Origin of the sequence: Agromyces sp. CF514, from assembly GCF_900113185.1 — a bacterium.
Classification (GTDB): Bacteria; Actinomycetota; Actinomycetes; order Actinomycetales; family Microbacteriaceae; genus Agromyces.
In genome coordinates this window covers 62,095-75,620 of record NZ_FOZD01000002.1, presented here as the reverse complement: position 1 = coordinate 75,620, position 13,526 = coordinate 62,095, and the positions used below count along the sequence as shown (strand labels likewise).

General features: G+C 71.5%; 14 protein-coding genes. 6 read left to right on the top strand and 8 right to left on the bottom strand.

Annotated elements, in window-relative coordinates; translation table 11 throughout:
• Positions 1–68 precede the first annotated feature (68 nt).
• Positions 69–1,106 (top strand): alpha/beta hydrolase, encoded by a 1,038-nt coding sequence (locus tag BM342_RS13240; protein ID WP_092967005.1) that lies wholly within the window; start codon positions 69–71, stop codon positions 1,104–1,106.
• Between the two features lie 82 nt (positions 1,107–1,188).
• Entirely contained in the window at positions 1,189–2,196 is a 1,008-nt protein-coding gene (locus BM342_RS13235; RefSeq protein ID WP_092967003.1) for a YihY/virulence factor BrkB family protein, read from the top strand.
• A gap of 74 nt (positions 2,197–2,270) precedes the next feature.
• Here BM342_RS13235 and BM342_RS13230 read toward each other — a convergent pair whose 3' ends face one another.
• The 8 genes from BM342_RS13230 to BM342_RS13195 form a co-directional block, all read right to left on the bottom strand.
• Positions 2,271–3,395, bottom strand: coding sequence for an ROK family protein (locus BM342_RS13230; protein WP_177232188.1), 1,125 nt, complete (start codon positions 3,393–3,395; stop codon positions 2,271–2,273).
• A 65-nt stretch (positions 3,396–3,460) separates the two neighbouring features.
• Entirely contained in the window at positions 3,461–5,134 is a 1,674-nt protein-coding gene (locus BM342_RS13225) for a beta-N-acetylhexosaminidase (protein ID WP_092966999.1), read from the bottom strand.
• Between the two features lie 5 nt (positions 5,135–5,139).
• Positions 5,140–6,045 (bottom strand): carbohydrate ABC transporter permease, encoded by a 906-nt coding sequence (locus BM342_RS13220; protein ID WP_218154943.1) that lies wholly within the window; start codon positions 6,043–6,045, stop codon positions 5,140–5,142.
• On the bottom strand, positions 6,042–7,016 hold the full coding sequence (locus tag BM342_RS13215; RefSeq protein WP_218154942.1) for a carbohydrate ABC transporter permease: 975 nt from the start codon (positions 7,014–7,016) through the stop codon (positions 6,042–6,044). Before BM342_RS13215 ends, BM342_RS13220 begins: the two co-directional genes overlap by 4 nt.
• Positions 7,017–7,066: 50 nt before the next feature.
• The gene (locus BM342_RS13210) at positions 7,067–8,392 is read right to left on the bottom strand and encodes an extracellular solute-binding protein (RefSeq protein ID WP_092966995.1); all 1,326 of its coding nucleotides are present in this window, start codon (positions 8,390–8,392) and stop codon (positions 7,067–7,069) included.
• Positions 8,393–8,730: 338 nt separating this feature from the next.
• Positions 8,731–9,357 (bottom strand): hypothetical protein, encoded by a 627-nt coding sequence (locus BM342_RS13205; protein ID WP_092966993.1) that lies wholly within the window; start codon positions 9,355–9,357, stop codon positions 8,731–8,733.
• 10 nt (positions 9,358–9,367) lie between these two features.
• A complete protein-coding gene (locus BM342_RS13200) occupies positions 9,368–9,784 on the bottom strand; it encodes a DUF4383 domain-containing protein (RefSeq protein ID WP_092966990.1) in 417 nt (138 codons plus the stop codon).
• Positions 9,785–9,885: 101 nt separating this feature from the next.
• Positions 9,886–10,548, bottom strand: coding sequence for a fasciclin domain-containing protein (locus BM342_RS13195; RefSeq protein ID WP_092966988.1), 663 nt, complete (start codon positions 10,546–10,548; stop codon positions 9,886–9,888).
• A 180-nt stretch (positions 10,549–10,728) separates the two neighbouring features.
• On the opposite strand from BM342_RS13195, the gene BM342_RS13190 reads away from it, so the two are divergent.
• From BM342_RS13190 to BM342_RS13175, 4 genes are all read left to right on the top strand, one after another.
• Positions 10,729–10,998, top strand: a complete 270-nt coding sequence (locus BM342_RS13190) for a hypothetical protein (RefSeq protein WP_092966986.1) — start codon at positions 10,729–10,731, stop codon at positions 10,996–10,998.
• 107 nt (positions 10,999–11,105) lie between these two features.
• Positions 11,106–11,789, top strand: coding sequence for a DUF3105 domain-containing protein (locus BM342_RS13185; protein ID WP_255368794.1), 684 nt, complete (start codon positions 11,106–11,108; stop codon positions 11,787–11,789).
• Positions 11,786–12,442, top strand: coding sequence for a DUF305 domain-containing protein (locus BM342_RS13180; RefSeq protein WP_255368793.1), 657 nt, complete (start codon positions 11,786–11,788; stop codon positions 12,440–12,442). The genes BM342_RS13185 and BM342_RS13180 overlap by 4 nt, the downstream gene beginning before the upstream one ends.
• Before the next feature lie 159 nt (positions 12,443–12,601).
• Positions 12,602–13,519, top strand: a complete 918-nt coding sequence (locus BM342_RS13175) for an ABC transporter ATP-binding protein (protein ID WP_092966982.1) — start codon at positions 12,602–12,604, stop codon at positions 13,517–13,519.
• The last annotated feature ends 7 nt before the right edge of the window (positions 13,520–13,526 follow it).

Here is a 13,526-nt window from a genome sequence, read left to right as displayed (position 1 = left end):
GCTCGCCTTCGATTCGGTCGCCGGGCGAGTCGGGGGTAGCATCACTCCACCGCTGACCGGAGCCCGCCGTGACCTCGACCCGAACCGCAGGTGGCCACCGCAGGCGCGCACGGCGCATCCTGGTCGCCGCCGCAGCCGCCCTCGTGGCGGTCCTCGGCGTGGCCGCGCTCTCCGGATTCCACCGCGAACTGCGCGAGATCGATCCGAGCGGGGCGGATGCCGCGAGCGAGCTCTCGGGCACCATCGCGCAGGTCGGCATCCGCACGTTCGACGCTCCCACCGGCATCCGCATCGACGAGGACCTCGAGTACGGCGTGCAGGACGACGGCACCGTGCTGACCCTCGACGTCTGCCGGCCGTCGCCGACGGCTTCGGTGCTCGAGGCCGACGAAGCCGGCCTGCTGCCCGCGGTCGTGTCGATCCACGGCGGCAGTTGGGCCCGTGGCGACAAGGCGAACGCCGACTGGCGCAACGTGTGCGCCTGGCTCGCGAGCGAGGGTTTCGTCGCGGTCTCGGTGAACTACCGGCTCGTGCCCGAAGCGCGGTTCCCCGCGGCGATCGACGACGTCTCGCTCGCCGTGGAGTGGCTGCGCGCGCCCGAGCAGCTGGAGCGCTTCGAGCTCGATCCGACACGCATCGGCGCGTTCGGAGGCTCGGCGGGCGGCAACCTCGCCGCCCTGCTCGGCACGCGCGGCGAGGGTGCACTCGACACGGGCGCACGCGTCGCCGCGGTCGCCGAGATCTCCGGTCCGGTCGGTCTCGGTGCGGCCGACCTCGCGGCCGACGGCGCCTCGCCCTGGCTGCGCGGCATCGTCGCGGAGTACCTCGGCTGCGAGGCCGGCACGGATGACGACGACGCGTGCCCGCAGTCGGCGGATGCCTCGCCCGCGACCTTCGTCGACCCGAGCGACCCGCCGTTCCTCGTCGTGCACGCCGAGGACGAGGTCGTACCGCTCGGCCAGTCGCAGCGGTTCGCCGCCGAGCTCGACGAGGCGGGCGTGTCGGTCGAGCTCGCAGTGAGCGCGGGCGCAGAGCACTCGATCGGCATCCTCGACGAGGCGATGCGAGCCAGGGTCGCCGCCTTCCTGCACCAGCAGCTCGGCTGAGACCCGTCATGCACCGGCGCACCGGAACTGCGATCATCGAGGAGGCCGCCGCATCCCGCACGACGGCCGCAGGAGGACACCGATGACCCACGATGATTCCCCGGTCCGGGTCTCACGGCACGAGTGGCGCATCATCGCGGTGCGGACGTGGCACGAGTTCCGCATCAACCAGAGCGCCGACATTGCGGCGTCGCTCACGTACTACGCGGTGCTGGCGGTCTTCCCGGCGGTGCTCGCCGGACTCTCGATCCTCGGGCTGTTCGGCACGGCCGAAGAGGTCGCCCGCGAGGTCCTCCGCGTCATCGGCGATCTCGGGGGCGACTCGTTCGCGGGCGCGCTGAAGGAGCCGGTCGACCAGCTGCTCGACGCCTCGCACCAGTGGACGGCGATCATCGTGGGCTCGGTCGGCGCGCTCTGGTCGACGTCGGGGTACCTCGGCGTCTTCGGGCGCGGCATGAACCGCATCCTGCACGTCGAGGAGGGGCGCCCGTTCTGGGAGTCCCGCCCGCGCATGATCCTCGCGGCGGCTGCGGTGCTCGTGCTCGCCGCATCGGTCGGGCTGCTCGTGCTGCTGAGCGGGCCCGTCGCTGACGGCGCGGCGCGCACCCTCGGGCTCGACGAGGGCGTCGTCTTCTGGTGGGACCTCGCCAAGGTGCCCGTCGCGATCGCGCTCCTGGCCCTGACCATCGCGCTGCTGTACTGGGCGACGCCCAACGTGAAGCGCCGCAACCTGCGCTGGTTCAGCGTCGGCGCGGGCGCCGCGGTGCTGGCGTGGATCGCGACCACGCTGCTGTTCGGGTGGTACGTGCTCGGCTTCGACACCTACGAGCGCAACTACGGCGTGCTCGGCGGCGCGGTCGCGTTCCTGCTCTGGGGCTGGCTGTCGAACCTCGCGATCGTGTTCGGCGCGGTGCTCGACACCGAGATGGAGCGGGTCAGGCAGTTGCACGCGGGGCTCCCCGCCGAGGAACACCTGCACCTGCCGCTGCGCGACGACCGGATGATCCGCAAGAACCGCGATCAGCGCGAGGCCGACCGGCGGGCCTCGGCCGACCTGCGCGCACCGGTCGACGTCGAAACCTTCGTCTGAGCCGACCGCCGACCGCCGACCGCCGACAGCCAGCAGCCGCCGACCGCCAGCCGCCAGCAGCCGCTGACCGCCGCTCAGGCCGTCGGCAGCTCGAGCACCGAGGCGCGCAGGTGGTCGAGCGAGCGGGCGACGGCGCCGAGCGCGACGGCCCTGGTGTCGAGCGACGACCGCTCCACGCGCGGCGTCGAAAGCGCGAGCGACGAGAGCGCGCGACGCAACGGCACGAGGAACGCGTCTCCGGCGAGGGCGGCCTCGCCCGAGACCACCACGACCTCGGGGTCGACCGTGAGCGCGAGCGCCGCGACGCCCTCCGCGAGGTCCCTCGCGAAGACGGCGACGGCGCCGACCGCCTCGGGGTCGCCCCCGGCGGCGCGCTCGAAGATCTCCTCGATCGCGATGCGCGGTTCGAACGAGTCGCTGAGGCGCAGCGGCGCCGAGGCCCAGTCGACCGAGTCGAGTCCGCCGATCTCGCCTGCGGCGCCGTTCGCACCGCGCGTGAGCCGCCCGTTCACGATCACGCCCGCACCGATCTGGCGTCCGGCGAGCAGGAAGATCGCATGCTCGACGCCCGCGAGACGACCCCATTCCGCCTCGGCGAGCGTGGCGAGCTTCACGTCGTTGTCGAAGTAGGTGGCCTCCGACGGGAACGACGTGGTGATGAGCGAGGGGATGTCGGCGCGCAGCCAGCCCGGCACGACCACCGAGTAGGCGATCACGCCGTCGGGGCCGACGACCGCGGGCACGCCGACGGTCGTCGCGAGCAGCCGCCGTTCGGGGACCGCCGCGATCGCCCGGTCGACGACGGCGCGGATCACCGCCCAGGCGGTCGCCGCATCGCCGTGGTCGTCGTACCGCTCCTCCTCGGAGTGCAGCACCTCGCCGCGCAGGTCGGCGATCAGGCAGGTCACGGCGTGCGGGCCGACGTCGACGCCCATGAGCACTCCGGCGTCGGCGTTGAAACGGTATCGGCGGGCACGCCGGCCGACCCGGTTCGGGGATGCCTCGGGCTCGAGTTCCTCGACCCAGCCCATGCCCGCGAGCTCGGCGAGCGCCGCCTCGACCGTCGGGCGGGTGAGGCGCACGGCACCGGCGAGCTCGGCCACGGTCTGCGGGCGGGTCTCGCCGTGCAGCGCGCCGAGCACCTGGCGCGCGTTCATGCTGCGCAGGTCGGCGCCGCCGCTGCCGGGTGTGCGGCTCATGCGGGTGCTCCTCTCGGCCCGCTCCCCGGGCGGGGCGGATTCCTCCATCTTCGCGTGCGCGGCGCTCACGCGCCCGGAAGTCCGGCGAGAAGCGACGCCACGTGTCGGCTGCGCTCCTCACGGGTCTCGGGTCGGCCCGGGATGCCGGGCCGCCGCTGCCAGGGCATCGGCCCGGTCGCGCGTCGGTACTCGACGCCGAGCGCGGCGAGCCGGTCGAGGTGCTGCTCGAGGCGAGCGGTGAAGTCGGTCTCGTCGCCGCCAGGCCCCGACCAGAGCACCTCGGCGATCGCGCAGAGGCGCGGGAACGCGAAGAAGTCGACGGTGCGCGACGAGTCCATGTACTCGGTCCAGATGTTCGCCTGCCCACCGAGCACGTGACGCGCGCCCTCGTCGTCGAGGCCGGGCGGCACGGGGTCGAACCGGTACGCGTCGAGCACCGTGATCGGGATCGACACGGGAATCGGCTCGTCCGCGGCATCCGACTGCCGGTAGTCGAGGTAGACGACGTCGTCGGGGCAGGCGATCAGGTCGTACCCGAGCCGGGCTGCGATCGCGGCGGCCGAGGCTCCGCGCCACGATGCGATGACGGCATCGCCCGCGAGTTCGCCCTCGAGCAGCTCCTCCCATCCGAAGACCCGGCGTCCGTGCGCGGCGAGGTGCGCCGCGATGCGGCCGATGAACCACGACTGCACGGATGCCTCGTCGGCGAGCCCGAGCTCCCGCATGCGCTGCTGCACGCGGGGGCTCTCCCGCCACTGGTCGCGCGGGCACTCGTCGCCCCCGACCCCGAGGATCGTGCTCGGGAAGACCTCCATGACCTCGTCGAAGACGTCGAGGAAGAACTGCACGGTCGACTCCTCGGCGTTGAGCACGTTCTCGTCGATGCCCCACCGCGGCCAGACCTCGAGCGGCCCGGGCTCCACATCGCGCACGCCGAGCTCGGGGTAGGCGGCGAGCGCGGCCTGCACATGCCCGGGGGACTCGATCTCGGGCACGATCGTCACGAACCGCTCGGCGGCGTACGCGACGATCTCGCGCAGGTCGTCCTGCGTGTAGAAGCCGCCGTGCGGTCGCCCGTCGCCGGGACCGTCGGGGTCGGCGCCGACCTGGCTCTCGTGCCGCCACCCGCCGACCTCGGTGAGCCGCGGGTACCGGTGGATCTGCATGCGCCAACCCTGGTCGTCGGTGAGGTGCAGGTGCAGCACGTTGAGCTTGTGCCTGGCCATCAGGTCGATGAAGCGCATCAGGTCGTGCTTGGGCATGAAGTGCCGCACGACGTCCAGCATCGTGCCGCGCCAGCCGAACCGGGGCGCGTCGGCCACCTCGACGGCGGCGAGCGCCCACGATGCGCGGTCGACCCGCGCACGGCGGTGGATGTCGGCCGGCAGCAGTTGCAGCAGGGTCGTCGCGCCGCGGAAGACGCCCGCCGGTCCGCCGCCCGCGATCTCGACCCGACCGCGGGTGACGCGCACCCGGTAGGCCTCCTCGGCCAGCCCGGCGTCGAGCGAGAGCCGGATGCCGCCGGAGGCGGAGGCATCCGTCGTCGACCCGATCTCGACGACCGGCATCGGCAGCCCGGTCGCGGGGCGCACCTCGGCGGCCAGCCATTCGGCGACGCCGAGGACGGCCCTCGGGGCGGCGATCGAGGTCGACCGGTCGAGCACGAAGGCCTCGGCGTCGAGCGGTTCCGGCATGGCGACGTGCTGCGGGCGTGGGAGGAATGCGCGGGTCGTGGTCATGCAGGTCAGCCCTTCACGGCGCCGGCAGACATGCCCGCGACGAGGTTGCGTTGGATGAAGAGGAAGAAGACGATCACGGGCAGCGAGAACAGCACCGAGCCGGCCATCTGGCCGCCGAAGTCCGTTCCCGCGGTCGGCGTCGTGAACGAGGCGAGCCAGACCGGCAGCGTGTACATCGCCTGGTCCTTCATGAAGGTGTAGGCGACGAGGTAGTCGTTCCATGCGGCGATGAACGCGAAGATGCTCGTCGCGATGACGCCCGGGCCGACGAGCGGGAACCAGACGCTCACGAGGATCCGCCACGTGCCGGCGCCGTCCATGCGCGCGGCCTCCTCGATCTCGTCGGGGATCGCGAGGAAGAACCCGCGCATCACCCAGATCGAGAACGGCAGCACGGCCGCGACGTACGCGAGCATGAGCCCGAAGAACGTGCCGAGCAGCCCGATCGAGTTGAACATCAGGAAGGTCGGGATGAGCAGCGCGGTGCCCGGCAGCATCTGCACCGCGAGGATCACGACGAGGATCGCGCGCCGCCCGCCGAAGCGGAACCGCGAGAGCGCCGCCGCCGCGAAGAAGCCCAGCACGATCGACATGAGCACGGTGCCCGCGACCACGACGAGGCTGTTCCCGAGGTCGACGAGGAACCCGGTCTGGGTCACCGCGACGACGAAGTTCTCGATGGACGGGTTGCGCGGCCAGAAGAGCGGGGTCGGCGTGAGGATCTCCTCGCGCGGCTTGAACGCGGTGTTCACCATCCAGTAGACCGGGAAGATCCAGATCAGGCAGAACACGGTCGCGATGAGGTTGCCCGCCCAGCGCGGCCGCCGTCGCCTCCGTCGCCGGTCGGGCGTGCGGATGCCGCGTGCGGCCGCGGTGGCGCCGGGCGCACCGGTCTCGGCGACCGCGCTCACAGCTCCTCCCCCGATCGCACGAGATTGCGGATGTACAGCGCCGTGAGGCCGAGCAGGATCAGCGTCGTCACGACCGACACGGCCGCTCCCCCGCCGAGGTCGAACCCGACGAACGCGGTCTTGTACGTGAAGATGCCGAGCGTCGTGGTGAGGTCGTCGGGCCCGCCCTGGGAGATGAGCCAGATCTGGTTGAACACGTTGTAGTCCCAGATGATCGAGAGGATGGTGATGAGTCCGAGCGTCGGCCGCAGGAACACGAGCGTGATCGAGCGGTAGATCGTCCACTCGCTCGCGCCGTCGAGCCTGGCCGCCTCGAAGTACTCGGGCGGCACCTGCACCTGCGCCGCGTAGAGCGTGAGCGCGATGAACGGCACCGCCTGCCACACGATGAGCGCCCAGATGCTCACGGCTGCGAGCACCGGATGCCGCGACCAGGCGACGTCGGTCAGGTCGCCGAACACGCCGAGCTGCGTGACCAGCCAGTTCACGACCCCGTAGCCCGGCTGGAACAGCCAGTTCCACACGAGCGACGAGGCGACGTTCGGCATGGCCCAGGCGCAGATGAGCACCACGGTCACGACGTACCGCATCACCGTGCCGAGGCGGGTCATGAGCTGTGCGACGCCCATGCCGATGACCACGCTGCCGAGCACCATGGCCAGCGTGAAGCCGATCGTGCGCACGAGCGACCACCAGAAGTCGGGGTCGGTGAAGATCGCGCCGTACTGGGCGGCGCCGACGAACGAGAACTCGCCGGTGAAGAGCGAGCGCTGGTCGTAGTCGGTGAACGAGATGAGCACGAGCAGCACGATGGGCGTCAACGTCACGACGGCCATCACGAGTCCGGCGGGCGAGAGCAGCCAGAGCGGCGCCTTCGTCGGGCGCCGACGGCTGCCCCGGGGCGGGCGCCGCCGCGGTGAATCCCCCACCGCGGCGGCGCCCTGTTCGACCGTGATCGGTTCGGCGGTCACGGTCATGCCGTCGCCCGCGGGTCGCGTCTCGTGCTCATCCGTCGGCCTGCTCAGTCGTTCAGCACGTCGGCGAGGTGGGCGTCGAACTCCTCGGCGGCCTCTTCGGCCGTCTTCGCGCCGGAGGCGATCGCACCGAAGAGCTCGGCGATGGACTTGTCGCCCTCGATCGTCGGCCAGTTCGCGGCGCCGGGCGTGGCCTTCGAGACGAGGGCCGCCTGGAAGAAGCCCGCCTGCAACGGGGAGAGCCCGTCGGCCTGCGCTGCCTCGATGCCCTCGACGCTGTTCGGGATCCAGCCGTCGACGCCGTAGACGTAGTCCTCCTGGATCTCGGGGCTGCCCGCGATCTTCGCCCACTGGAGGGCGAGGTCGTGGTTCTGCGTCTTGGCGGCGATGCCCCAGACCGATCCGCCGAGCATCGCGGGCTGCTGGTCGCCCGAGAGGCCGGGCAGCGGGAACGTGCCGAGCATGTCGTCGGTGATCTCGGGGTTCGCCTTCTTGATGCCCGCGATGCCGCCGCCCGTGTTCAGGATCGCCGAGGTCTTGCCGTCGGCGAAGATCTGGTTCTGGTCGGGCGTGATGTTGTCGAGCGTCGCGGATGCGCCGGTCGAGTAGGTGTTCTGGAACTCGGCGAACTGCTCGAGTCCGGCGATGCCCTCGGGGGTCGAGAACCCGCCGGTCCACGTGCCGTCGTCGGAGGTCGCGATCTCGGCGCCCGCGTCCCAGACGAACTGCATGCTCGACTGCCAGTACTGGCCCGGGAAGTAGAACGGCGAGAAGTCGGCCTCGGTGTGCGCGGCCGCGACGGCGTCGAGGGCTGCGGTGAGCTCCTCGTACGTCGTGGGGATCTCGGTCACGCCGGCATCCGCCCACATCTTCGCGTTGTAGATGACTGCACGGGTTCCGGCGAAGCCGGGCACCGCGTAGAGCGAACCGTCGATGCGCGACGGCTCTTCGAGGCCCGTGAGCCAGGTCGCGCCCTGCATGAGGTCGTCTTCGTACGAGGTGAGGTCGAGCAGCCCGCCGTTCGCGGCGTATCCCGGCACCTGGGTGTTGCCGATGTCGATGATGTCGGGCGGCGTGGCGGTCGCGAGCGCGGTGCTGACCTTCGTCGTGATGCCGTCCCACTGCTGGATCTGGAGGTCGACGTCGGCGCCGGTCTGCTCGGTGAACGCGTCGTTGATCGCCTCGAGCGTCGCGTCCTGGTAGTCGCCCTCCATGACCCAGACGGTCAGGGTCTTGCCCGAGCCGTCGGTCGTGGGAACGGGCTGCGGCCCCGAGTCGGCGCCGGTCGCGCCGGCATTGCCGGAGCAGGCCGTGAAGGTCAGCGCGGCGGCGAGGCCGAGGGCCCCTGCTGCCGCGAAGCGGGTGGTTCGCATGTGATCTCCTCTGTGGGGGCGGGCGGCAGGGAGGACCGACCGCGGATGTGACGGCGGACGCCGTGGGTGGAAGAGCGTGGTGCGGCTCCCGACCGTGACCGCGCGGCTGCGCACGGTGCCGGATCTGGAGTTGATTTAGTAAAGCCTTTTCGGAAATATCCGTCAAGGGTCAATTCCGGGCATGACGAACGCCCCTCCGACTCGCTTTGCGAGCCAGAGAGGCGTTGGTTACGAAATCTCTCTTCGAATATGCGGCGGCCCCGGGTCGGGGGCCGAGCCCGGGGCCGCCTTCTGGGTCCGCCTCGCCGCGCGCGTCGCCGGCACGCGGCGAGACGGAGTCAGTGGCGGTGCCCGGTGTCGGACACCACGCCGTGCAGCTCCCCGTGCGGCACGGCCGCATCTCCCGCCCGGGTGCCGGCGAGCGCCGGCGTCGCGATTGCGGCGACCAGTGCGGCGCCGATCGCCAGGCCGACGGCCGAGACGGCGGGGCGGCGAGCGGAGGACCGCTCTACGGGTCGCGCGACGGCGGCGCCTTGCCGGACGCGGTCGCCCGCGGCATCCGCTCGCCCTGCGAGCCCTGCCCGCCCTGCTCGCACGTCGCGCCGCGCGCGTACCGCCGCCGCTGCGCCGAACGCGACGACGAGCGCGAAGGCGTCGGCCGTCAGCAGCGGCAGCACCGCGATGCCCACGGCTTGAGCGGCGCCCGAGGCGAAGACCGCCCCGGACGCCGCGATGAGCACCAGGGCCGCAGCGAGCACGGCACCCGGGGCGGGCGCCCGGCCGGTCCGCAGTGCCGCGACCGCCCAGCCGAGTGCGGCGACGCCGCTCCCGATCAGCACGGCTCCGGCTGCGTTCCCCCAGGCCTGGTCGCCCAGGGCACCGGCGCCCACCGCGAGCAGCACGAGCCCCGCGCCGAGCGCGGCGAACACGGGCCAGGTCCGCGTGAGGTGCGCCAGTGCCGACACGGCCGGCTCCCTACGCCATCGCCGTGCGGTTCGCGGGCACCGTGCGATCGGCCCCGAGCCCCACGCCCAGGAGCACGAGCGCGCTCGCCAGGTGCAGGAAGTGATCGGCCGTGTTGAGCGCCAGGATGTTGGCCGCGGTCCCGACCAGGAAGAAGCCCACGATGCCGAGCAGCAGGTAGGCGGCGCCGACGACGGTGTTGACCGTCTTCGCGGCGCGCACGTTCGCGAGGCCGGCGATGAGCAGCGCTCCGCCGATCAGCAGGTGCGCGATGTTGTGCAGCGGGTTCACGGCGAACAGCCCGAGCAGCAGGCCGCCCTCGGTCGCGATGAAGCCCACGCCGCCGGTGACGGCGAAGCCGAGCAGGCCGACGAGCAGGTAGACGGCGCCGAAGATGGTCGCGACGGCGCGATTGACAGTGCTGAACATGGGGTCCTCCTCAGGTTGCGCGGCGGATGCCGCGACTCGGGTCGTTCGATGCGGGGGCGCCGTGGGCCGGATCGGCCGCGCGGCGCCCCGCGTCGGTGGGACTACATCGAGGGCATGAGCACCGTGTCGATGAGGTACACGGTCGCGTTGGCCGTGTGCACGCCACCGCAGATGACCTTCGCGTCGTTGACCATGAGGTCATCGCCGGAACCGGTCACCTCGACGGTTCCCCCCTGCACGGTCGTCTGCGTTCCGACGACCTCGTCGGGCGAGAGCTGGCCGGGCACGACGTGGTACGTGAGGATCGACGTCAGCGTGTCGGAGTCGGTCTTCAGCGACTCGATCGTGGCCGGGTCGATCTTCGCGAACGCCTCGTCGACCGGCGCGAAGACGGTGAACTCGTCGCCGTTCAGCGTGTCGACCAGGTTCACGTCGGGGTTCAGCTGACCCGAGACGGCCGCGGTGAGCGTGGTCAGCATCGGGTTGTTGGATGCCGCGACGGCGACCGGGTCCTCGGCCATTCCGGCGACCGAGCCTGCGCCGTCGGGCACGGCCTCGGCATAGGCGGCGCAACCGGGGCCGACGAGGTCGGCTGCCGGGTCCATGGCCTCGTCACTGGGCGCCATCGATTCCTCGGACGTGGTGGGCTCGTCGGATTCCGACGAGCTGCTGTCGCCCGAGCTGCAGCCTGCCAGGCCGAGCATGGCGACGGCCGTGATCGAGAACACGGCGAGCGCGGTACGGGTGCTGCGGATCGATCGCATGGATCTCCTCCTTCGTAGGGGCCGGCCCTGAGCGGGTCGACACGGGGGGTTCGGAGGCCGCGCGGGATCGGATTGGACGGATGTCGCATCCGATTCCGTGCGATGCGCCGACGGCCGCCGGCCGTGGCCCGCCGGCACCGGGCGGCGGACCGCGGCCCGCCGGCACGAAATACTGGAGGCATGACATCCTCCGTGGAACGCCGCTCCAACCCGACTGCCTGGGCCGCGTTCTGGTTCGCGCTGGCCGGCCTGCTGCTCATGCCCATCCCGCTCTTCATCGGGCTGATCCTCGGCGGCGGCCTCTCGATCGTCGCCGCGATCCTCGCCGTCATCGCGCTCCTCAAGGGACTCGCGCGCAGCGGAAAGGGCATCGCGCCCGTCGTGTTCGCCGCGATCTTCATCGCGCTCACGTGGGCCGGCATCTCGGTCGGCGGCGGAATCGTCTGGTAGCCCGGCCGGCCCGAGGCACCGTCTCGGCGGGTGACCGTCCGGCCGGGGCGTTCTCCCAGCGACGTGCGGTCGGATGGAACTCCCGACCCTACGAGAGAGGCCCCCGCGTGAGCGCGACCCCGCCCGTTCCCCCGAAGATCAAGCAGGCAGCACGCCTCAAGCAGGAACGGGCGGAGGAACGCGCCAGGAAGCTCGAGGAGCACCGGCGACGCGAAGCCCGCTCGAAGCGCAACCGCCGGATCGGAATCTGGTCCGCTGCGGTCGGCGGCGCCGTGGTCGTCGCCCTCGTCATCACGGCGATCGTGCTGACCCCGCAGCCGAAGACCTACACAGCCGGTGGCGACGGTGCCGAGATCGAGGGCGTCGCGACGTTCGAGAACGAATCGGCGCACGTCGACGGCCGCGTGGTCTACGACCAGACCCCTCCGGTCGGCGGAGCGCACAACCCGGCCTGGCTGAACTGCGGCGTCTACACCGAGCAGGTGCCGAGTGAGAACGCCGTGCACTCGCTCGAGCACGGAGCGCTCTGGGTCACCTACGACCGATCGCTGTCGGAGTCGGACGTCGCCGCGCTGCGGGCGAAGCTCCCGTCCACCTACGTGATCCTCTCGCCGTTCGCGAGCCTGCCCGCACCGATCGTGCTGAGCGGATGGAACACGCAGCTGGCCGTCGACGACGTCGCCGATTCGCGCATCGAGTCGTTCATCGAGGAGTACTGGCAGAGCGGCGACGTGCCCGAGCCCGGCGCGCCGTGCACGGGTGCCGTGGACGGCCCCGGCAAGGTCGCATGACCGCTCGGAACGGCTCCGTCGCGCGGATGTCGGTGCTCATCGCGGCATCCGTCGCCCTGGTGGTCGTCGCGGTCGTCGCCTTCTCGATCGGTCGGCTCAGCACGCTCGCCGAGCCCACGCCGACCGACTCGAGCGCCGAGGCGGGCTTCTCCCGCGACATGCAGGTGCACCACCTCCAGGGCGCCGAGCTGGCGATGATCGTCCGCGACGAGACCGATGACCCCGACATCCGCCTCTTGGCGTACGACATCGCCAACACCCAGTCGCAGCAGGCGGGTCAGCTGTACGGGTGGCTGCGAGCGTGGGGTCTCCCGCAGGCGGCGTCCGAGCCCTCGATGACCTGGATGACCACGGCGCCGGCGGGCGCAGCAGCGCACGACGCGCACGGCAGCGGCGCGCACGAGCCCGGCGAGCCCATGCCCGGCCTCGCGACCCCGCAGCAGATCGCCGAACTCCAGGCCGCCACCGGGGTCGACGCCGAGCGGATCTTCCTCGAGCTGATGATCGCGCACCACCAGGGTGCGGTCGAGATGGCCGAGGCGGTGCTCGACCGTTCGACGAACACGCTGGTCACCCCGTTCGCCACGTCGGTCGTGAAGAGCCAGAACGCGGAGATCGCCCTCATGGAGGAGCTGCTCGCCGCTCGCGCCTGACCGCGTCTGGCCCCACCGAAGGGCGCCGGCCTGCCGCGAGGCGGACCGGGTCGAGCCGCCCGCATCAACCGATCGGTGGATTCCGGAATCCACCGGAGCCGACCGAACGGCGCCCGCCCAGTCGATGGGCGGCGAGCGGATACCGGCGAGGCTCGAGTCATGCCAGTCATCGACGTCACCGAACTCTCCAAGCGCTACTCCGGCCGCACCGTGCTCGACGGGGTCTCCTTCTCGGTCGAGGAGGGCGAGATCTTCGGCATCCTCGGGCCGAACGGCACCGGCAAGACCACCACGGTCGAGATCATCGAAGGACTGCGCACCGCCGATTCCGGGTCGGTCCGCGTGCTCGGTCTCGATCCCGTCGTCGACGGCCGGGAACTGCACGAATTCATCGGCGTGCAGTTGCAGCACACCGACCTGCCCGACAACCTCAAGGTCTGGGAGGCGCTCGACCTCTACGCCTCGTTCTACCGCCGCCCGCGCGACTGGCGTGAGCTCCTCGTGGAATGGGGACTCTCGGAGCAGCGCAACGTGCGGTTCGCCAAGCTCTCGGGCGGCCAGAAGCAGCGACTCATCATCGCGCTCGCGCTCGTCGGCGATCCTCGGGTCGCGTTCCTCGACGAACTGACCACCGGGCTCGATCCGCAGGCGCGCCGAGCGACGTGGGCGCTCATCAAGCAGATCCGCGACACCGGAGTCACCGTCGTGCTCGTGAGCCACTTCATGGACGAGGTCGAGGAGCTGTGCGACCGGGTCGCGGTCTTCAGCCAGGGTCGCATCGTGGCGATCGACTCGCCCGCCCGACTGATCGACGGCGTGGACGCCGAGCACGCGATGCGGTTCACCCTGGCTTCGGATGCCTCCGACGGGCGCCTCGAGGCCATCCGCGACCTTCCCGGGGTCGCCACGGTGCAACGCGCCGGTGCGGCGGTGACCGTGTCGGGCAGGGGCGACTTCGCCATGGCCGTCACGTCGATGCTGGCCCGCGAGCAGGTGCTCGTCACCGATCTGCGCATCGACAAGCGAACCCTCGACGACGCCTTCGCCGCCCTCACCGGGCGCGAGTCCGACGTCTGACCACGAA